16 protein-coding genes are annotated in these 19,808 nt (G+C 71.7%); 10 read left to right on the forward strand and 6 right to left on the reverse strand.

Annotation, left to right across the window (positions count from 1 at the left end):
• Positions 1–52 precede the first annotated feature (52 nt).
• The 3 genes from ACL02T_RS07420 to ACL02T_RS07430 are packed head-to-tail and all read left to right on the forward strand — an operon-like array spanning position 53 to position 3,283.
• Positions 53–1,219, forward strand: a complete 1,167-nt coding sequence (locus tag ACL02T_RS07420; protein ID WP_412829908.1) for a thiolase family protein — start codon at positions 53–55, stop codon at positions 1,217–1,219.
• Positions 1,216–1,641 (forward strand): Zn-ribbon domain-containing OB-fold protein, encoded by a 426-nt coding sequence (locus ACL02T_RS07425; RefSeq protein ID WP_412829909.1) that lies wholly within the window; start codon positions 1,216–1,218, stop codon positions 1,639–1,641. The genes ACL02T_RS07420 and ACL02T_RS07425 overlap by 4 nt, the downstream gene beginning before the upstream one ends.
• Before the next feature lie 40 nt (positions 1,642–1,681).
• Positions 1,682–3,283, forward strand: coding sequence for an AMP-binding protein (locus tag ACL02T_RS07430; protein WP_412829910.1), 1,602 nt, complete (start codon positions 1,682–1,684; stop codon positions 3,281–3,283).
• 71 nt (positions 3,284–3,354) lie between these two features.
• Here the strand turns inward: ACL02T_RS07430 and ACL02T_RS07435 are convergent, their stop codons facing one another.
• Both ACL02T_RS07435 and ACL02T_RS07440 read right to left on the reverse strand, forming a co-directional pair.
• On the reverse strand, positions 3,355–4,158 hold the full coding sequence (locus ACL02T_RS07435; protein WP_412829911.1) for an enoyl-CoA hydratase/isomerase family protein: 804 nt from the start codon (positions 4,156–4,158) through the stop codon (positions 3,355–3,357).
• A gap of 44 nt (positions 4,159–4,202) precedes the next feature.
• Positions 4,203–5,381 carry an acyl-CoA dehydrogenase family protein gene (locus ACL02T_RS07440; RefSeq protein WP_412829912.1) on the reverse strand — a complete coding sequence of 393 codons (1,179 nt, stop codon included), beginning with the start codon at positions 5,379–5,381 and terminating at the stop codon, positions 4,203–4,205.
• Positions 5,382–5,498: 117 nt separating this feature from the next.
• On the opposite strand from ACL02T_RS07440, the gene ACL02T_RS07445 reads away from it, so the two are divergent.
• The 6 genes from ACL02T_RS07445 (at position 5,499) to ACL02T_RS07470 (ending at position 14,842) form a co-directional block, all read left to right on the forward strand.
• Complete coding sequence (locus ACL02T_RS07445) at positions 5,499–7,112, forward strand: acyl-CoA carboxylase subunit beta (protein WP_412829913.1); 1,614 nt, start codon at positions 5,499–5,501, stop codon at positions 7,110–7,112.
• Positions 7,112–9,127 carry an ATP-binding protein gene (locus tag ACL02T_RS07450; protein WP_412829914.1) on the forward strand — a complete coding sequence of 672 codons (2,016 nt, stop codon included), beginning with the start codon at positions 7,112–7,114 and terminating at the stop codon, positions 9,125–9,127. The genes ACL02T_RS07445 and ACL02T_RS07450 overlap by 1 nt, the downstream gene beginning before the upstream one ends.
• 56 nt (positions 9,128–9,183) lie before the next feature.
• A complete protein-coding gene (locus ACL02T_RS07455; protein WP_412829915.1) occupies positions 9,184–10,338 on the forward strand; it encodes an acyl-CoA dehydrogenase family protein in 1,155 nt (384 codons plus the stop codon).
• Between the two features lie 129 nt (positions 10,339–10,467).
• Complete coding sequence (locus ACL02T_RS07460; protein ID WP_412829916.1) at positions 10,468–12,024, forward strand: acyl-CoA synthetase; 1,557 nt, start codon at positions 10,468–10,470, stop codon at positions 12,022–12,024.
• A 494-nt stretch (positions 12,025–12,518) separates the two neighbouring features.
• A complete protein-coding gene (locus ACL02T_RS07465) occupies positions 12,519–13,103 on the forward strand; it encodes a TetR/AcrR family transcriptional regulator (RefSeq protein WP_412829917.1) in 585 nt (194 codons plus the stop codon).
• 593 nt (positions 13,104–13,696) lie between these two features.
• Positions 13,697–14,842: an acyl-CoA dehydrogenase family protein gene (locus ACL02T_RS07470; protein ID WP_412829918.1), complete on the forward strand. Its 1,146-nt coding sequence runs from the start codon at positions 13,697–13,699 to the stop codon at positions 14,840–14,842.
• A 13-nt stretch (positions 14,843–14,855) separates the two neighbouring features.
• On the opposite strand, the gene ACL02T_RS07475 is transcribed toward ACL02T_RS07470, so the two are convergent.
• Together ACL02T_RS07475 and ACL02T_RS07480 are read right to left on the reverse strand one after the other, a co-directional pair.
• Positions 14,856–15,752 carry an LLM class flavin-dependent oxidoreductase gene (locus tag ACL02T_RS07475; RefSeq protein ID WP_412829973.1) on the reverse strand — a complete coding sequence of 299 codons (897 nt, stop codon included), beginning with the start codon at positions 15,750–15,752 and terminating at the stop codon, positions 14,856–14,858.
• Between the two features lie 38 nt (positions 15,753–15,790).
• Complete coding sequence (locus ACL02T_RS07480) at positions 15,791–15,997, reverse strand: hypothetical protein (protein ID WP_412829919.1); 207 nt, start codon at positions 15,995–15,997, stop codon at positions 15,791–15,793.
• A gap of 156 nt (positions 15,998–16,153) precedes the next feature.
• On the opposite strand from ACL02T_RS07480, the gene ACL02T_RS07485 reads away from it, so the two are divergent.
• Positions 16,154–17,308 carry a thiolase family protein gene (locus tag ACL02T_RS07485; RefSeq protein WP_412829920.1) on the forward strand — a complete coding sequence of 385 codons (1,155 nt, stop codon included), beginning with the start codon at positions 16,154–16,156 and terminating at the stop codon, positions 17,306–17,308.
• Positions 17,309–17,929: 621 nt separating this feature from the next.
• On the opposite strand, the gene ACL02T_RS07490 is transcribed toward ACL02T_RS07485, so the two are convergent.
• A complete protein-coding gene (locus tag ACL02T_RS07490; protein WP_412829921.1) occupies positions 17,930–18,841 on the reverse strand; it encodes an alpha/beta hydrolase in 912 nt (303 codons plus the stop codon).
• A 122-nt stretch (positions 18,842–18,963) separates the two neighbouring features.
• Positions 18,964–19,794: an SDR family NAD(P)-dependent oxidoreductase gene (locus tag ACL02T_RS07495; RefSeq protein WP_412829922.1), complete on the reverse strand. Its 831-nt coding sequence runs from the start codon at positions 19,792–19,794 to the stop codon at positions 18,964–18,966.
• Positions 19,795–19,808 lie beyond the last annotated feature (14 nt).

Genomic DNA, 19,808 nt, shown 5'->3' on the forward strand with positions numbered 1-19,808 from the left:
GCACGCCGCAGCCGGTGGTCAGCGATGTTAGTCACTGCTAACGTCTGGAACCATGTCTGACCCGCTCGCCACCCTGGCCGGCTTCGCCGAAGTCACCCCGGGCCGGCTCGACCGCCCGTTCCTCGGCCTGCACCTCGAGTCCGCCGTCGCGGCGCTGCACGACGCCGGCATGGCACCCGACGACATCGACGGCCTGCTGTGCGTCGGCTCGATGATGGGTGAGTCCGTCGAACACACCTTCCTGTCCGAGGAGATCCAGGACTCGCTCGGGCTGCACAACCTCAGCCTGCAGCTCGGCGTGCAGCTCGGTGGCGGCAGCCACCTGGCGATGCTCGGGGTCGCCACCCGCGCCATCCAGAGCGGGCAGTGCTCGGCGGTGCTGTGCGTGTCCGCCGGGGTGTTCCCGCCGATCCGCGATGTCGGCCGCAGCCTGATGACGATGACCTGCCACCCGGACTACGAGCTGCCCTACGCGCCGTCGATCCCGACCCTGTACGGGCTGATCGCCCAGTCCTGGCTCGACGAGACCGGGCAGGGCCGGGAGGTGTTCGCCGAGGCGGTGGCGGCCCAGCAGGAGTGGGCCGTCGCGCACCCGACGGCGATCGGGGCGGGCGCGGGACCGTTCACCGTGGCCCAGGTACTGGAGGCCCGGCACATCGCGGGGCCCTTCGGCTACCTCGACTGCTCGATCCCGTGCGAGGGCGGCGGCGCGTTCGTGCTGGTCTCGCCGGAGCGGGCGGCCGGGCTCCGGCACCGTCCGGTGCACGTGGTGGGCATCGGCGAGGGCCACACCCACGGCTTCCTCACCTCGATGCCCGACCTGTCGAGCACCGGGGCGGTCCGCTCCGGGGCGAAGGCGTTCGCCGAGGCCGGCTTCGGACCCGCCGACGTGGACCTCGCGCAGCTCTACGACGCGTTCAGCTCCAACCCGCTGATGCTGATCGAGGAGCTCGGCCTGGCCGAGCGCGGCAAGGCGGTGGAGCTCTACCGCGAGGGCGCCACCCGGCCGGGCGGGCGGCTGCCGGTGAACACCAACGGCGGCCTGCTGCGGTTCGGGCACTCCGGCACGGCCTCGGGCATCTGCGGGGTCCTGGAGGCCTACCAGCAGATGACCGGCCGGGCCGCCGGCATCCAGGTCGACCGCGCCGACCGGGCCGTCGTGCACGCCTACGGATCCATGTTGTGCAGCCACGTCACCGTCGTACTGGAGGGCTCGTGACCACCTACCTGGACGGCCTGGCCGACCCCGAGGTCCTGCCGCGCGTCGACGACGTCAACCGCGGCCACTTCGAGGCCGCGGCCCAGGGCCGGCTCGCGGTGCGCCAGTGCACCGCGTGCGACCTGCTGTTCCACTACCCCCGCCCGTTCTGCCCGCGCTGCCACTGCGCGCAGCTGCGCTGGACCGACGTCTCCGGGGAGGCCACCGTCGTGGTCTCCGCGGTCGTCAGCCGGCCCCCGTGGAACGACCTGCCGCGGGCCGCGCCCTACCCGGTGGTGATCGTGCGGCTGGCCGAGGGCCCGCAGATGCTGTCCACCGTGGAGCAGTGCGATCCCGGATCCGTCAGGCCCGGGATGGCCGTCCGCGCCGCGTTCGAGCGCGTGGGCGACATCGGGCTGGTCCGTTTCGTGCCCGCATCCTGAGCCGCCGACACCGGGCCCACCCGCACCCTCCGGAGGAACCGTGACCATCGACCACGACCTGCACACCAACCTCGTCACCCGGGTCAACGTCGGCGACATGCTGACCCGCAGCGCGTGGCGCAACCCCGACCGTGAGGCGGTCATCGACGGCGCCCGCCGGTTGACCTACGCGCAGCTCAACGCGGAGGTCAACCGGCTGGCCCACGCGCTGCTGGCCGCCGGGTACCGGCGCGGCGACGTGCTCGCGCTGGCCAGCGGCAACAGCACCGAGTTCCTCACCACCTACTACGCCTGCGCGAAGACCGGTGTCGTCTGCGTGCCGGTGAACCTCGCGTGGGGGCCGCCCGAGGTCTCCTACGTCCTGGAGCACTCCCGGGCCCGCGGCGTGGTGGTGGAGAGCCAGCTCGCCGGGCTCGTCGACGGCGCGCTCCGGCTCACCGAGGGCAGCGGTGTCGTCGACGTGGTCGTGGCCCCCGGGACCGGAGCCGAGTGGGCCGCCGGGTCGACGGGCAGCTGGCGGGATCTGGCCACGTTCGTCGGGGACGCCGGGACCGGCGAGCCGGAGTGCGTGGTCGGCGACCGGGACCCGATCAGCTACCTCTACACCAGCGGCACGACCTCCGCTCCCAAGGGCGTGGTCAGCAGCCACGTCGCGGTCTACATCGAGTCGCTCAACGCCCCGCTGGTGCTGGGTATCGACGGCCGGGAGCGGTCGGTGGCGATGATGCCGCTGTTCCACACCGCGCAGCTCAACGGCTTCACCACGGGGCTGCTCTACATGGGCGGGACGCTGCTGCTGATGCGCGCGTTCGACCCGGCCGCGCTGCTGGCCACGATCGAGTCCGAGCGGATCACCCAGGTCTTCGGGCTGCCGATGATGTACCGGATGCTGATGGACCACCCCGACGTCGACAAGCGCGACCTGTCGACGCTGCGGCTGGCCATCTACGCGATGGCGCCGATGCCCGACACCGACCTGCGCCGGGCGATGGAGGTGTTCGGCTGCGACTTCGCGCTCGGCTTCGGGCAGACCGAGATGAACCCGATCACCACGGTGTTCCCGCCGGAGTACCAGCTCAGCCACGCCGGCTCGGTCGGCCTGCCGGTGCCCAACGTCCAGGTCGGGATCATGGACGACGCCGGGAACCTGCTGCCCGACGGCGAGACCGGCGAGATCGTCTATCGCGGCCCGCACGCGATGGAGGGTTACCTGCGCAACCCCGAGGCCACCGCCGAGGCGTTCGCGCACGGCTGGTTCCACTCCGGGGACGTCGGCCGGTTCGACGCCGACGGGCTGTTGTGGTTCGCCGACCGCAAGAAGGACGTGATCAAGACCGGCGGCGAGAACGTCGCGTCCATCGAGGTGGAGAAGGCGCTCTACGAGGCCGAGCCCCGGATCCAGGAGGTCGTCGTGGTCGGGCTGCCGCACGAGCGGTGGTCCGAGGCGATCGCCGCGATCGTCACGCCCAAGCCCGGTGTGCAGCTCACCGAGGAGGACGTGCTCGCCGCGGCACGGAGCAGGCTGTCCGGGTTCAAGGTGCCCAAGGCGGTGCTGTTCGCCGACCAGATGCCCCGGACCGCGACCGGCAAGATCCAGAAGAACGTGCTCCGCGACCGGCACCGGGAGCACTTCCAGGGCTGACCGGGCGCCGCGCCTCGTGTCCGGCCCGGTGCCGGTCGACCCGCGGGTCGACCGGCACCGGGCCGGTACGTTCAGCCGCCGGACGCCGAGGGGAACCTGGGCGCCCGCTTCTCCTTGATCGCCGTGGCGCCCTCGAGCACGTCGTCGTCGAAGAAGTTGAGCATCTCGTAGGCGAGCGAGGCCTCGAAGATCGGGCTGGCGTCGCGGATCCAGAGGTTCAGCGAGCGCTTGGTCCAGCGCAGCGCGTGCTGCGGGCCCGCGGCCAGCTTCGCCGCGACGGACAGCGCGGTGGGCAGCACCTCGGCCACCGGCCGGCACAGCGAGACGAGCCCGATCCGCTCGGCCTCCTTGCCGTCGATGAACTCGGCGGTCAGCAGATAGTACTTGGCCTTGGCCATGCCGCACAGGATCGGCCAGATGATGGCGGCGTGGTCGCCCGCACCGACCCCCAGCCGGAGGTGCCCGTCGGTGAGCCGGGCGTCCTCGGCGATCACCGAGATGTCGGCCATCAGCGCCGCGGCCAGTCCGGCGCCGACCGCCACCCCGTTGATCGCCGAGATCACCACCTTCTGGCAGTTGGCGATGTTGTAGACCAGGTCGGCGGCCTCCTTGGCGATGGCCGCGATCTGCTTGAAGTCCTTGACCTGGTCGACGACCATGTCGAGGTCGCCGCCCGCAGAGAACGCCTTGCCCGCACCGGTGATCACCGCGATCCGCGTCTCGTCGTCGGCGTCGACGTCGAGCCAGACGTTGCCGAGCTCCCAGTGCAGCCGCTTGTTGGTGGCGTTGAGCCGGTCCGGCCGGTTGATGGTGATCAGCAGGACGCCGTCGGAGGGGCGTTCGAAGGTCAGGTACTCGTACTCGTCGTACTTCACGGGAGCTCCTCGCTCGTCGATGTGCGCAGGACTGGTCGGGCTGGTCAGAGGCCGATGTGCTTGGCGATGATCTCCTTCATGATCTCCGTTGTGCCACCGCCGATCCCGAGGATCCGCGAGTCGCGGTAGTGCATCTCCACCTCGGTCTCGCGCAGGTAGCCCATGCCGCCGTAGAGCTGCACGGCGGTGTCGACGGCCAGCGCGCAGGCCTCGACGGCCTGGTTCTTGGCCATCGAGACCATCCGCACGTCGGTGTCGCCGGCGACGATGCGGTCGACCGCGGCGCGGGTGTAGGTCCGCGCCACGTCGACGGCCGTCGCCATGTCGACGACCTTGTGCCGGACCACCTGCCGGGTCGAGAGCGGCCGGCCGAAGGTCTCCCGCTGCTTGACCCACTCCAGGGTGAGGTCGAGGCAGCGCTGGGCGGTGGCGTAGCACTGCACGGCGATGAACGCCCGCTCCACCTGGAACTGCCGCATGATCTGGACGAAGCCGCTGTTCTCCGGGCCGACCAGGTTCGCCGCGGGCACCCGGACGTCGGAGTAGCCCAGCTCGGCGGTGTCCGAGCAGAGCCAGCCCATCTTCCGCAGCGAGCGCGAGACGGTGAATCCCGGCGTGCCCCGGTCCACCACGAGCAGCGAGATGCCGGACGCCCCCGGCCCGCCGGTGCGCACCGCGGTGGTCACGAAGTCGGCCCGCACCGCGGAGGTGATGAACAGCTTCGCCCCGTTGACGATGTAGTGGTCGCCCTCGCGGCGTGCGGTGGTCCGGATCCCGGCCACGTCGGAGCCGGTGTCGGGCTCGGTGATGCCGAGGCTGCCGATCATCTCCCCGGCGAGGGTGGGTGCGACGTAGCGCCGGATCTGGTCGGGGTCGCCGGACGCGACCAGGTGCGGGAGCGCGATGTTGTGGGTGAGCAGGCCGGCCAGCACCCCCGAGGACCCGCCCCCCTCCATCACGGCCTCGGTGAGCAGCACCAGGTCCCGCAGGTCGCCGCCGCTGCCGCCCACCTCCTCCGGGAACCCGATGCCGAGCAGCCCGACCTCGGCCGCGCTCCGGTGCAACGCCCGGGGCAGCTCCCCCGCGTCCTCCCACTCCGGCAGGTGCGGGGCGATCTCCCGGCGGGTGAACGACACGGCCAGCTCACGCAGCGCGAGCCGCTCCGGCGTCGTCCACGGATCCTGCGCCGTGGCCGATACGTCACGGTGGTCCAGCTGGGTCATGGGGGCTCCTCCGGTGTGCCGGGCCGGGATCCGCACCACCGAACGTGCGCACCCCGTTGTCGCAGGACGTTAGTAGCCGCTAACGTAACCGGTCAGGAGATCGACGTCGATGCCGCCATGGAGGAGAAGTTGGTTGACGTGCTGCCCGACCGGGTCGACACGCAGGGCCCGGACTACATCGGCAACCGCGAAGGGCTCACGGCACAGCTGACCGCGATCTCCGAGCAGCTCGCGCTGGCCAACGGCGGGGGCGGCGAGAAGTACGTCGCGCGCCACCGCAAGCGCGGGAAGCTGCTCGTCCGCGAGCGGATCGAGCTGCTGCTCGACCCGGACACCGCGTTCCTGGAGCTGTGCCCGTTCGCCGCGTGGGGCACGAAGTTCCCGGTCGGCGGCAGCGTGGTCGTCGGGATCGGGGTCGTCGAGGGCGTCGAGTCGATGATCATCGGCCACGACCCGACGGTCCGCGGCGGGGCGTCGAACCCGTACACCTTCCGCAAGGTCTTCCGCGGGATGGCGATCGCCCGCGAGAACCGGCTCCCGATCATCAACGTCGTCGAGTCCGGCGGAGCGGACCTGCCGACCCAGGCCGAGATCTTCGTCCCCGGCGGCCAGCTGTTCCACGACCTGACCCAGCACAGCGCCCTGGGCCTGCCCACGCTCGCGCTGGTGTTCGGCAACTCCACCGCGGGTGGCGCCTACATCCCGGGCATGTGCGACTACGTGGTGATGATCCGCAACCGCTCCAAGGTCTTCCTCGGCGGCCCGCCGCTGGTGAAGATGGCCACCGGCGAGGTGTCCGACGACGAGTCGCTCGGCGGCGGCGACATGCACGCCCGCACCTCCGGCCTGGCCGACTACCTGGCCGAGGACGAGCAGGACGCCATCCGGATCGGGCGCCGGATCATGGCCCGGCTGAACTGGCGCAAGCTCGGTCCCGGCCCCACGATGCCCGCCGACCCGCCGCTGCTCGACCCCGACCAGCTGCTCGGCATCGCCTCGGTCGACCCGAAGGTCCCCTTCGACCCGCGCGACGTCATCGCCCGGGTGGTCGACGGCTCGGCGTTCGACGAGTTCAAGCCGCTCTACGGCACGTCGCTGGTCACCGGGTGGGCCTCGATCCACGGTTACCCGGTCGGCATCCTGGCCAACGCCCGCGGCATCCTGTTCAGCGAGGAGGCCGAGAAGGCCTCGCAGTTCATCCAGCTGGCCAACCAGGTCGACACGCCGCTGATCTTCCTGCAGAACACCACCGGATACATGGTCGGCGCCGAGTACGAGCAGGGCGGGATCATCAAGGACGGCGCGAAGATGATCAACGCGGTGTCCAACAGCACCGTGCCGCACCTGACCATCGTCATGGGTTCCTCCTACGGCGCGGGCAACTACGGCATGTGCGGGCGGTCCTACTCCCCGCGCTTCCTGTTCGCCTGGCCGAACTCCAAGTCGGCCGTGATGGGCCCCGCGCAGCTGGCCGGCGTGCTCTCGATCGTGGCCAGGGAGTCCGCGGCGGACCGCGGCCTGCCCTTCGACGAGGACGCCGACGCCCAGATGCGTGCCGCCGTCGAGGGTCAGATCGAGCGCGAGTCGGTGGCCCTGGCCAACAGCGGGCGGCTCTACGACGACGGGATCATCGACCCGCGCGACACCCGAACCGTGCTCGGACTCTGCCTGTCCGTGGTGCACAACGACGAGGTCCGTGGCCAGCGTGGCTACGGCGTGTTCCGGATGTGATGGCGATGCCCGTGATCAAGAAGCTGCTGGTCGCCAACCGTGGCGAGATCGCCCGGCGGGTCTTCCGGACCTGCCGCGACCTCGGCATCGCCACCGTCGCGGTCTACTCCGACGCCGACGCCGACGCCTGGCACGTCGACGACGCCGACGAGGCGGTGCGGCTGCCCGGCTCCTCCCCGGCCGAGACCTACCTCCAGGTCGACCGGGTGATCGCCGCCGCGCTGCACACCGGAGCGGACGCCGTGCACCCCGGCTACGGCTTCCTGTCCGAGAACGCCGCCTTCGCCCGGGCCTGCGCCGCGGCCGGGCTGGTGTTCGTCGGGCCGCCGCCCGACGCGATCGACGCGATGGGCTCCAAGCTCACCGCGAAGGCGATGATGGCCGAGGCCGGCGTCCCGGTGCTCCCGGGCGGGGACGCCACCGGACTCGACGCCGAGGCGCTGCGCAAGCTCGGTGCCGAGGTCGGCTACCCGCTGCTGGTGAAGGCCAGCGCCGGTGGCGGCGGGCGCGGGATGCGGATCGTCGAGTCGGCCGACACGCTCGAGGAGTCCGTCGCCTCGGCGGCCCGCGAGGCCACCTCGGCGTTCGCCGACGGCACCGTGTTCCTGGAGCGATACGTGCAGCGCCCCCGGCACGTCGAGATCCAGGTGATGGCCGACACCCACGGCGGCACCGTCGCGCTGTTCGAGCGGGAGTGCTCGGTGCAGCGGCGCCACCAGAAGGTGATCGAGGAGGCCCCCTCCCCGGTCGTCGGCGAGGAGCTGCGGGCCCGGATGGGCGCCGCGGCGGTCGCCGCGGCGAAGGCCGTGGGCTACGTGGGCGCGGGCACCGTCGAGTTCGTCCTGGACGCGAACGGCGGCGCCGACGACGGCACGTTCGCCTTCCTGGAGATGAACACGCGGTTGCAGGTCGAGCACCCGGTCACCGAGCTGGTCACCGGGCTGGACCTGGTCCGCCTGCAGCTCCTGGTGGCGATGGGCGAACCGCTGCCCGCCGAGGTCCGCGAGCCGACGATCACCGGCCACGCGGTGGAGGCCCGGCTCTACGCCGAGGACCCCACGAAGGGCTACCTGCCCCGTACCGGCACGCTGCGCACGCTGCGCTTCCCCGACCTCACCGGCGTCCGGGTCGACTCCGGGGTGCGGGACGGCTCGGTGGTCAGCCACCACTACGACCCGATGTTGGCCAAGGTCATCGTCTGGGCACCCACCCGGGCCGAGGCGCTCGGCACGCTGTCCGCGGCACTGGCCGGGGCCCGGATCCACGGCCTCACGACCAACCGCGACCTGCTGGTCCGGGTGCTGCGACACCCGGAGTTCGCCGGCCTCGGCACCGACACCGGCTTCCTGGACCGGCACGACGCCACCGAGCTCGGCGGGCCGCTGCTCGACGCCGACAGCGAGCGGCTGCACGCGGTCGCCGCCACCCTCGCCGGGGTCGCCGCCCACCGGGCGGCCGCCCGGGTCCAGCCGAACCTGCCGGCGGGATGGCGCAACAACCCCTCGCAGCTGCAGCGGGCCGGCTGGACCTCGTCCGCCGGCACCGAGCTGCAGGTGTCCTACGCGCTGCACCGCGACCGGGTCGAGGTCGAGGTCGACGGCAAGCCGATCGAGGACATCGTCGTGCTCGGCCACGGCCCCGACCGCGTGGTGCTGGAGGCGACCGGGGTGCGGCGCTGCTACGAGGTGCTCCTGGACGGCGACACCGCCTACGTCGACAGCAGCGCGGGGTCCAGCACGTTCACCCGGATCCCGCGCTTCGTCGACCCCAGCACGCTCAAGCCGGCCGGATCGCTGACCGCGCCGATGCCCGGGTCGGTGATCCGGGTGCACGTGGCCGCCGGGGACGCCGTCATCGCGGGCCAGCCCCTGGTCGTGCTGGAGGCGATGAAGATGGAGCACTCGGTGACCAGCCCGATCGACGGGGTGGTGGCGGAGCTGCCGGTCGAGGTCGGCAGGCAGGTCGCCACCGGCGACCCGCTCGCCGTGGTCGAGCCCGTCGCCGACGAGACGTAGTACGGACCACACGATCCGCCGTCCGGCGGCGCGTCACCGTAAGGGTAGGGAGCGACATGGAGCTGCACGAGACCGAGGAACGGCGCGACCTGCGCAAGGCGGTCACCGAGATCGCCAAGGACTTCGGGCACGACTACTACGTGACCAAGTCACTGGCCGGTGAGAAGAGCACCGAGCTGTGGAACGCCGTGGGCAAGCAGGGCTTCCTGGGCGTCAACATCACCGAGGAGTACGGCGGTGGTGGCGGCGGGATCTACGACATGCAGATCGTCGGCGAGGAGCTGGCCGCGGCCGGGTGCCCGCTGCTGATGACGGTCGTCTCCCCCACCATCTGCGGGACGATCATCCAGGCCTACGGCAGCGACGAGCTCAAGGCGCGCTGGCTCCCGGGCATCGCCAGCGGTGAGATCATCATGTCGTTCGCGATCACCGAGCCGGACGCCGGCTCCAACTCGCACAACATCTCCACGCACGCCAGGAAGGTCGGCGGCGAGTGGGTGCTCAACGGCACCAAGTACTACATCTCCGGCGTCGACGAGGCCGAGGCCATCCTGGTCGTCACCCGCACCTCCACCGACGACCGCGGCCGCGGCCGGCTCAGCCTGATCGTGGTCCCGACCGACGCGCCGGGGCTGACGAGGACCGTCATCCCGGTGCAGGCCGTCACCCCGGAGAAGCAGTTCACGCTGTTCTTCGACGACGTGCGGGTGCCCGCGGAGAACCTGATCGGCGAGGAGAACGACGGCCTGCGCCAGGTGTTCATGGGCCTGAACCCGGAGCGGATCATGGGCGCGGCGCTGGGCAACGGCATCGGCCGCTACGCGCTGGACAAGGCCGCGAGCTACGCCCGGGAGCGCAAGGTCTGGGACGTGCCGATCGGCTCCCACCAGGGCGTGTCGCACCCGCTCGCGCACGCCAAGATCCAGGTCGAGCTGGCCCGCTTGATGACCCAGCGGGCGGCGTCGCTGCACGACGCGGGCGACCCGGGTTCCGGCGAGGCCTCGAACATGGCCAAGTACGCGGCGGCCGAGGCCGGCATCCTGGCGCTGGACCAGGCCATCCAGACCCACGGCGGCAACGGCATGGCCACCGAGTACGGGCTGGCCACGCTGTGGGGCCCGGCCCGGCTGATGCGCACCGCACCGATCAGCCGCGAGATGATCCTGAACTACGTGGCCCAGCACAGCCTCAAGCTGCCACGCTCGTACTGACGCACTCCGGTCGTCGGCAGGCTCCGCCACGGCGGGCCTGCCGACGGTCGTCCGCGGCCGTCGGGGCTCGGGCCGCCACTGACACCCACTCATCGACGAGCAGCCGTCGCGGGACGGCGAGGAGCAGGTATGGATCGCGGTATCGGTCACTGGGTCACCCGGCGGGCCTTCCTGCACGGCGAGCGCACCGCGTTCGTCTCCGGGGACGACCACCACAGCTACGCCGACGTCGACCGGCGCACCGACCAGGTCGCGTCGGCACTGCGTGACCTGGGCGTCCGCAAGGGGGACCGGGTGGCGGTACTGCTGGTGAACTCCGTGGAGTTCATGGAGCTGCTGCTGGGCTGCGCGAAGATCGGCGCGATCACGGTGCCGATCAACGTGCGGCTGGCCGGGCCGGAGATCGGGTACATCCTGGCCGACTCCGGCGCCGACGTCTTCGCCTTCCACGAGCCGCTCGCGGAGGGGGCACTGGCCGCGCTCGCCGAGCCGGGGGTGCGGGTCCGGCACCGGATCCGCGTGTGGGGCCGGGCGGGCGAGGGCGAGATCGGCTACGACGCGTTCCTGGCCGGCGGGGCGCCCGAGTCCTTCGGCGGCGACGTCGACGGCGGCGACGTCGCGTTCATCATGTACACCTCGGGCACCACCGGCCGCCCCAAGGGCGCCATGCTCACCCACGACAACCTGCTCTGGAACGCGATCAACGTCCTGGGCACCGCCCACGGCCTGCGCGGCAGCGACGTGACGGTGGCGGTGGCCCCGATGTTCCACATCGGCGGTCTCGGGGTGCACACCCTCCCGCTGCTCTACGCCGGCGGCACCAGCGTCATCCTGCCCTCGTTCGACCCGGTGGGGACGCTCAAGGCGATGGCGGAGAGCCGGGCGACCGTGCAGTTCATGGTCCCGGCGATGTGGTCGGCCCTCACCCGGGTGCCGGACTTCGACAGCTACGACCTGTCGGCGCTGAAGCTGGCCATGGGGGGTGGGTCGCCGGTCCCGCTGACCGTGATCGACTTCATGCAGCAGCGCGGCGTGCCGTTCAGCGAGGGTTTCGGGATGACCGAGACCGCGCCGCTGGTGTCGATCCTGGAGACCGACCACGTCACCGCCAAGGCCGGGTCGATCGGGCGCGTGGCGGTGCACGTCGACGCGCGGATCGTCGACCCCGACGACCGGGACCTGCCCCCCGACACCGTCGGGGAGCTGCTGGTGCGGGGGCGCAACGTGTTCATCGGGTACTGGATGAAGCCGGCGGCCACCGCCGAGGCGTTCCGCGGCGGCTGGTTCCACACCGGCGACCTGGGCCGGATCGACCCCGAAGGCTTCATCACGCTGGTGGACCGCAAGAAGGACATGATCATCTCCGGCGGGGAGAACGTCTACCCGATCGAGGTGGAGCAGGTGCTTTTCCAGCACCCCGGAGTGCTCGACGCCGCCGTCGTCGGCGGGCCGGACGAGAAGTGGGGCGAGCGGGTCGTCGCCGTCGTGGTGGCCGACCCCGCGGCAGGTGCGGAGCCCGCGGCCGAGGACCTGATCGCCTGGTGCCGCGATCGGCTGGCGCACTTCAAGTGCCCGCGCGAGGTGCACCTGGTGGCGGAGCTGCCCCGCAATGCCACCGGCAAGCTGCTCAAGACCGAGCTGCGCAAGCGGTTCACCGGGGTCGAGGGCGGGGTCGTCCGGCGCTGACGGCGTCTCCGAGGAGGGCCGCGTCGGGACGCTCAGCCGGACGCCGAGACCCGCAGGCGTGAACTCGTCGACACCCGCGGGAGCATCGTCGTGGAGCAGGGCGCTGCCGTACTCCTGGCGCAGCGTGGTGAGCATATCCTTGAGCGGCAGGTCAGGGTAGACCCCGCGGTCGCGGACGTACTCCATGTACGTGCCGCCGTCGGCGGTGTGCTCGTGCAGCAGGGCGTCCGACCGGCCGTCGAACGTCATCGGCTGCACCCCGAACCGTGCGCACAGCTCGGCGTTGAACTCCAGCGCGGCCTTGACCCACCCCCGTGGGTCCACCGCGCCCAGCGTGGGCTGCGCAGTCGGGACGTGGCCGCATGCTCGGGGCGTCGGGCCGCCGGAACGATCGATGCACGGTCGCTGCTGCGGGATCCGGCCGTGCCCATAGAATGGCCCTCGTTCGCCCGCACGAGGACGACGACCGACGGTATCCCTGGTGAGGTGACGACGTGGCTGGGTTCCGCCGCACCGTGCTCCTCGAGGTCGCCACCGAGCTGTTCTCCCGACAGGGTTACCACGCAGTCGGTATCGACGACATCGGAGCGGCCGCGGGCGTCACCGGTCCGGCGGTGTACCGCCATTTCCAGAACAAGGACGCCATCCTCCGAGAGCTGTGCAACACGGCGATGACGGAGTTGCTGGCCGGTGCGAGGCGCGCTGCCCAAGCGGGCGATCCGCATCACGTCCTGAACGCACTGATCTCCGTGCACGCCGGGTTCGGGTCACGCCACCGTCGGCTCGTGGCGGTGTACGTCCGCGAGCACCGGGCGCTGTCCCCGATCGCGCTGCGCGCACTGCGGCGTCGCCAGCGTGACTACGAGGCAATCTGGTCCGAGGCGCTCCGGCAGGTGCGGCCCGACCTGGGCACCGCGGAGATACGCGGTGTGGTCACCGCGGTGCTGTCGCTGATCAACGCCGCCGCTCACATGCCGACCGAGCTCGACGACGCCGCGGTGGAGCGGCTGCTGAGCGCCGGGGCTGCGGCGGTTCTGCTTGCCCGGCTCCCCGGCGACGTCGACTCTGCCGCGGGCTGACCCGGCGCGCACCGTCCCGGCCGCTCGCCGGCGGGTACCGCGCGAGGTGACGAGCATCCGCACGTCGGGCTGGTTGAGCGCATGCTCCTGCTCCAGCGCGCGGTGGGACAGGTCGGCCGTGACGAGGATGGCCTCCTCCATGGCCGTGCGAGGTGCAGGCAGGACGTAACCGCTGGTTCACCATGTGGGACGGCATGGTGGGCAGCTGTATCGCGTCGCGGCGACGCTACTGTCGGATCCGTCCACCGTCGGGCCTGCGTCTGCTGTCAGCCCACCCACCCGCCGTCCCCGGGGGAGTGCCCATGCCAGCCGAGACCGTGCCCAGACCATCGCCAGCGTGTCGAAGGTATGGGTGAGGCGGTGCAGCCCGGCGACGTGCTGGCGATCCTGGAGTCGATCAAGAGGGAGACCCCCGTTCACGCCGAGACGGGCGGAACGGTGCGAACGCTCTCCGCCTGCGAGGGCGAGCCGGGTCACCGAGGGCCAGGTGCTGCTCGTCCTCGGGTAGTGCCCGACCGGCGGACCGGATACGGTCGGGACAATCGTGATACTGATCATCCCGATGACGCAATGCCAGCAGATCGGAGCAGCCCGTGCACTACGCCTTCGACGCCGACCAGGAGACCTTCCGGCGCGAGCTCGCCACCTTCGCGCAGAAGGTCCTCGCCCCGCACTACCAGCTCGACGACCGGGCGGGCCGGATGCGCCCGGAACTCCCCCGGGAGATGGCGTCGATGGGCCTCACCGGCCTGCGCATCCCGGAGCGCTTCGGCGGCCAGGAGGCGGATGCCGTCACCACCGGCCTGGCGGCCGAGGAGGTCTCCCGGGCCGACATCAACGCCTGCTACATCCTGCTGGTCGCCGCGCTGAACGCCGACATCCTGGTCGGCAACGCCGGCGAGGAGCAGCTGGCCCGCTGGTTGCCGCCGATCGCCGACGGCTCGGTGCTCTCGGCACTGGTGCTGACCGAGCCCGAGCACGGGTCCGACGCGGCCAACCTCTCCCTGCGCGCGCAGCCCGACGGGGCGGGCTGGCGGCTCACCGGGGAGAAGACCTCGATCTCGATGGGCATGTTGGCCGACACCGGCATCGTCTTCGCCCGGACCGGCGGGCCGGGCGCCCGTGGCGTCAGCGCGTTCTACGTCGACCTGCACGACGACCGGATCGCCCGCACGGCGCTCGACGACCACGGTGGCCGGGCGATCGGGCGCGCGTCGCTGCACTTCGACTCCGTGCCGGTGGGTCGTGACCAGCTGATCGGGCAGGAGGGTGCCGGCTTCGTCTCGGTGATGCAGGGCTTCGACTACTCCCGCGCGGTGATCGGCCTGATGTGCGTCGGGATCGCCGAGGCGGCACTGGACGACGCCCTGGACTACGCCCGGACGCGGGAGGCCTTCGGCGGCCCAATCGGGCGCAACCAGGGTGTGGCGTTCCCCCTGGTGGAACAGGCGACGCGGCTCGCCGGCGCCCGCCACATCTGCTACGAGGCCCTGTGGCGCAAGGACCAGGGCCTGGACCACACGGTGGCCGCCAACATGGCGAAGTGGTTCGCGCCCAAGACCGCCGGCGAGGTAGTGCACCAGGCGCTGCTGACCTTCGGGCACGCGGGGTGGGGCAGCGACAGCCCCCAGGGCCAGCGGCTGCGCGACGTGATGGCCTTCGAGATCGCCGACGGCACCGCACAGGTCGCGAAGCTGGTGGTCGCCCGGCACCTCCTGGGCCGCAAGTTCGCCCCGTAGCCGGGGCCGTCGATCAGACCGACGCGGCGAGCCGGTCCCGCACACCGGCGAGCCGCTCGTACTGGCCCAGGACGTCGACGGCGGTCGGCATCATCACGAACGCCTCGGCCCCGGCGTCACGGTACCGGGCCAGCGCGTCGGCCACGCGGTCCTCGCCACCGATCACGCACCACCGCTCGATGGCCTCGACGGGCATGCCGTACTGGCCGGCGACGAACCGCTCCAGCTCCCGTCGACCCGTCTCGGCGGCGTCGGTGACGTGCACGAACACCAGCATGACGGTGGTGCACACCGGGCGGCGGAACTCCTCGGCGTGCGCCCGCAGTTGCTCGATCGCGCTGCGCACCCGCTCGGGTTCGAGCCACACCGCGAACCAGCCCTCGGCGAACCGTGCCGCGCGGCGCACCGCGTGGGCGGACCGGCCGCCGACCACCAGCGGGGGCCGCGAGGACGGCACCGGTTCCAGCTTGGGTGAGCGCACCGGCAGCAGCGGGCCGGCGTGGTCCACGGCCTCGCCGCGCAGCAGTGCATCGACGACGACGATGGCCTCGTCGAGCCGGCGGCCCCGCTGCGCCACGGGATAGCCGGCGGCCTCAAACTCGGCCGGGTTCTCCCCGCCCACGCCGACCCCGACGACGAGGCGGTCCGGCGCGAGCGCGGCGACCGTTCCGAGTTGCTTGGCCGTCCACACCGGGTTGCGCATCGGCAGCAGCAGCACCCCGGTGCCCAGCACCAGCCGCTGCGTGACCGCGGCGACCGCTGCCAACGCTCCGCACGGTTCCAGGACCGGCGGATGGAAGCTCAGGTGGTCACCGACCCAGCCCGAGTCGAACCCGAGGTCCTCCGCCAGCCGCGCGGCGGCCAGCAGCGGCGGTGTCCCCAGCCGCAGCGGGTCGAAGTTCGGCAGCATCACTCCGAAACCGGAAGCCCGCACCGCCAAAGGCACGCTCACGCGGCACCAACCCGGGCCGGCTCGCGCCTGTCGATCCGCGCGGTCGGATCACTCTCGAGGATCTTCTCGACCGGCAGCGCGTCGATCAGCTGATCATTCCTGGGGAACCCGGAACCCGTCAGCCCGCCGCGCCCCCTGAGCTCCGTCGGGTCCCCACCTCGGCCGGGGTGCCCGACCAGCATCATTGCCCTCCCGGTCGACATGTGATTCTCGATGTCGAGGCTGATTCGAACATCGGGGGTGGGCACTGTCAACCGCGCGGCCAGGCCCGGAGGAGGGCATGCACACGCAGCCGACTACCCGGTTCATGCTCATGATGATTAGGCTAATCCAAAAGCTTTAGCGACAAGGAGGCCGGCATGCCCGAAGCAGTGATCGTCGAGGCCGTCCGCACGCCGATCGGCAAACGCGGCGGTGCGCTCGCGGGGGTGCACCCCGTTGACCTCGCAGCGAGGGTGCTCGAGGCCCTCGTCGCGCGGACCGGCATCGACCCCGCGCTCGTCGACGACGTCGTGTGGGGCTGCGTCAGCCAGGTTGGTGACCAGTCCGCGAACCCCGCCCGGTCGGCCGTGCTGGCGGCCGGCTGGCCCGAGACGGTTCCGGGGACGACGGTCAACCGGGCCTGCGGCTCGAGCCAGCAGGCCCTCGACTTCGCGGCCGCCGTGGTGATGTCGGGCCAGTACGACCTCGTGGTGGCGGGCGGGGTGGAGTCGATGAGCCGGGTCCCGCTCGGTGCCGGGCGCGACGTCGGCCTGCCCTACGGCCCCCGGGCGCTGCGCCGCTACGAGACCGAGCTCGGGGGCGGGACCTTCCACCAGGGCCGCGGCGCCGAGCTGATCGCCGCGAAGTGGGGCCTCACCCGCTCCGTGCTCGACGAGTTCTCCGCGCTCAGCCATGCCCGGGCCGCGGCCGCCATCGACTCCGGCGCGTTCGACGGCCAGCTCGTCACGATCCCGGAGGCTCCCGGGCACACCGTCGACGAGGGGTTGCGCCGCGGCACGACCGCGGAGAAGCTGGGGGCGCTGAAGCCGTCGTTCGACGCCGACGGCGTGATCCACGCCGGCAACGCCTCCCAGATCTCCGACGGCGCGGCCGCACTGCTGGTCACGACCCCGACCCGGGCGGGCGAGCTGGGGCTCACCGCGATCGCCCGCTACCACTCCGGGGCCGTGGGTGGAGCGGACCCCGTCATGATGCTCACCGCGCCGATCCCCGCCACCGCGAAGGTGCTCGGCCGGGCCGGGCTGTCGATCGACGACATCGGCGCCTTCGAGGTCAACGAGGCGTTCGCCCCGATCCCACTGGCCTGGCTGGCCGAGACCGGTGCCGATCCCGAGCGGGTCAACCCGCTCGGTGGGGCGATCGCCGTCGGGCACCCGCTCGGGGCCTCCGGCGCCATCCTGATGACCCGCCTGGTCCACCACATGCGCGACCGCGGCATCCGCTACGGGCTGCAGACCATGTGCGAGGGTGGCGGGATGGCCAATGCGACCATCGTCGAACTGGTCGGCTGACACCGGTGCGGGTCCCGCCTACAGGTCCGCCGCCGCGATGTCGAAGGACTCGGCCTCCGGACTAGTGAAGGTGTGCTCCAGCACCGCGAGGCCCAGCGGCTTGCCGAGGTCCACGCCGAAGATCGTGGACGTCCTGGGGTGTCCGGTTCGCGGCGGGTCCGTATCCGTGGTCGCCGCTCAGTCCGTCCAAACTGACGGTGCCCAGGCCGTTGGGCGCAGCCAGGATCCCTCGCGGCCGAGGTCACCGCGCGCCACCGCCTCCTCCAGGACCGCCGTTCTGGCCCCGGGCCATGTTGTAGCCGAGCACGTCGAGTGAGTCGGTGCCCTTCGTGATGCGCCCACGATGCGTAGGCAGCAGGCCCGTGACCGCAAGATCGTCTTGCCTGCTCTGCTGACACCGAGCACGCCACGACGGCGCCCGGCGGCACGTGCAGGCTGACCCCGCGCAGCACCAGGGCGACGTCGTTCTAGACCACTTCGAGACTTGCGTACCGACAGTATGATGGCCGGTATCCCGTCTCCTGGATCGATCAGTGCGCGGGTGGGGCGTCGGACGAACGGGGCCGATCCAGCCCTGGCGGCTCTGTTCCGACCGTCGTCGGGCCAGGAGGGACGAGCAGGTCAGGTCAGCCCGAGCAGGGGCCGGACCCAGCGCGCGATGTCGGCGACGGCGCGGTCCGCCTCGGGGGCGCGACCGGCCAGGAACGGGAACACGTGCTGCATCCCGGGAACGACGTCGACGGTCACGTCGACACCCGCCCGGCGGGCGCTCTCCCCGAAGCGCACCGCGTTGTCGAGCAGCGTCTCCGCCCCACCGGCGTTGATAAACATCGGGGGGAGCCCGGCGGGATCGGCCAGCAGCGGATTGGCCAGCGGGTCGACCGCCGAGCCGTCCGGCCCGAGGAACATGGTCGACATCGCCGTCAGGATGGGCCGTTGGACCAGCGCGTCGAACCCGGCGTTCGTGTCGAGCGTCTCGCCCTTGTGCTCCATGTCGAGCCACGGCGACATCGGGACGAGGGCGGCGGGGAGCTGGTCCCCGTCCGCGCGCAGCCGCAGCGCGACGCTGATCGCGAGGTTGCCGCCGGCCGAGTCACCGCAGCTGGCGATGTGACCGGGCGCGATGCCTTCGGCGAGCAGCCAGCGGTAGGCGCTCACGCAATCGTCGAGCTGGGCGGGGAAGGGGTGCTCGGGGGCCCGCCGGTAGTCCACGACCAGCGCGTGGCAGCCGATGGCGCGGGCCAGGTGACCGGCCAGCTTGCGGTGGCTGTGCCGGGAGCCGACCACGAATCCGCCCCCGTGGGTGTACAGCAGCACCCGGTCGGCGACGGCGTCGACCGGCCGGCACCACAGCGCCGGCACGCCGCCTGCGGTGACCTCGGCGTAGGTCACACCCTCCGGCTCCACCGTGGCCAGGTGCCACTCCTCGAACAGGTCACGCAGCGCCGGCAGTCCCATCTCGGGATCGGCCGCCATCCGCGCCGACCAGTCGGCGTAGAGGTCGGTGAGGTACGTGGACTCGGCACTCGCCATCGGTGGCTCCGTTCCCTGAGGTCGGAGCGCACCATATGGTCGGCGTCACACCAATGGGTGTCCCGGAACGGGACATCCTTGTCGATACGGACCGTGACGCCCGGTCAGGACGGCCGCACCGCTCAGGCGGTGAATCCCCCGCCGCAGATGACGACCTGGCCGCTGACGTAATCGGACTCGGGGATGCAGAGCAGGTAGACCGCGCCCGCCGCGTCGGCCGGTGTGCCCGCCCGGCCCAGCGGGATGCCCCGTTCCATCGCGTCGAGCAGCTCCGGGTTCACCCCGACGGCCAGCTGGCGACCCGCGATGTCGATCTTGCCGTCGCCGCCGGCGGGCACCTCGGTCAGCCGGGTGCGGATCAGGCCGAAGGCCACCGCGTTGACCGTCACGTTGTAGCGGCCCCATTCTTTGGACAACGCCTTGGTCAGGCCGATCACCCCGGCCTTGCCCGCGGAGTAGTTGGCCTGCCCGGCGTTGCCGCCGGTGCCCGCGATCGACGAGATGTTGACGACCTTGCGGCACGGCACCTCGGTACCGGCCGCCCTGGCCTGCTTGACCGCGGCGCTGATCACCGGCTGGGCGGCCCGCAGGATCCGGAACGGCGCCTTGAGGTGCACGTCGAGGATGGCGTCCCACTGGTCGTCGCTCATCTTCTGCACGACCGAGTCCCAGGTGTAGCCAGCGTTGTTGACGATGATGTCGACCCCGCCGAACTCGTCGACCGCGGTGGCCATGAACCGCTCCGCGAAGCCGTCCTCGGTGACGCTGCCCGCACAGGCGACCGCGACGCCACCGGCCGCCTCGATCGCCGCCACGACCTCCTTCGCCGGGTCGGCGTCCAGGTCGTTCACCACGACCCGGGCACCCTCCCCGGCCAGCTTCTCAGCGATCGCGCGCCCGATCCCGCGACCGGACCCGGACACCAGGGCCACCTTGCCGTCCAACGTACCCACGTGGTTCCACCTCT

The organism is Pseudonocardia oceanicola, from assembly GCF_047200735.1.
In the GTDB taxonomy this organism is placed as follows: Bacteria; Actinomycetota; Actinomycetes; order Mycobacteriales; family Pseudonocardiaceae; genus Pseudonocardia.

Excerpts from the sequence above, each read along its gene's own strand:
- ACL02T_RS07475 (WP_412829973.1), bottom strand. The coding sequence starts at position 15,752 with ATGCTGCCGAACTTCGACCCGCTGCGGCTGGGGACACCGCCGCTGCTG.
- ACL02T_RS07440 (WP_412829912.1), bottom strand. The coding sequence starts at position 5,381 with ATGACCCAGCTGGACCACCGTGACGTATCGGCCACGGCGCAGGATCCG.
- ACL02T_RS07455 (WP_412829915.1), top strand. The coding sequence starts at position 9,184 with ATGGAGCTGCACGAGACCGAGGAACGGCGCGACCTGCGCAAGGCGGTC.
- ACL02T_RS07420 (WP_412829908.1), top strand. The coding sequence starts at position 53 with ATGTCTGACCCGCTCGCCACCCTGGCCGGCTTCGCCGAAGTCACCCCG.
- ACL02T_RS07445 (WP_412829913.1), top strand. The coding sequence starts at position 5,499 with ATGGAGGAGAAGTTGGTTGACGTGCTGCCCGACCGGGTCGACACGCAG.
- ACL02T_RS07460 (WP_412829916.1), top strand. The coding sequence starts at position 10,468 with ATGGATCGCGGTATCGGTCACTGGGTCACCCGGCGGGCCTTCCTGCAC.
- ACL02T_RS07450 (WP_412829914.1), top strand. The coding sequence starts at position 7,112 with ATGGCGATGCCCGTGATCAAGAAGCTGCTGGTCGCCAACCGTGGCGAG.
- ACL02T_RS07480 (WP_412829919.1), bottom strand. The coding sequence starts at position 15,997 with ATGTCGACCGGGAGGGCAATGATGCTGGTCGGGCACCCCGGCCGAGGT.
- ACL02T_RS07485 (WP_412829920.1), top strand. The coding sequence starts at position 16,154 with ATGCCCGAAGCAGTGATCGTCGAGGCCGTCCGCACGCCGATCGGCAAA.
- ACL02T_RS07490 (WP_412829921.1), bottom strand. The coding sequence starts at position 18,841 with ATGGCGAGTGCCGAGTCCACGTACCTCACCGACCTCTACGCCGACTGG.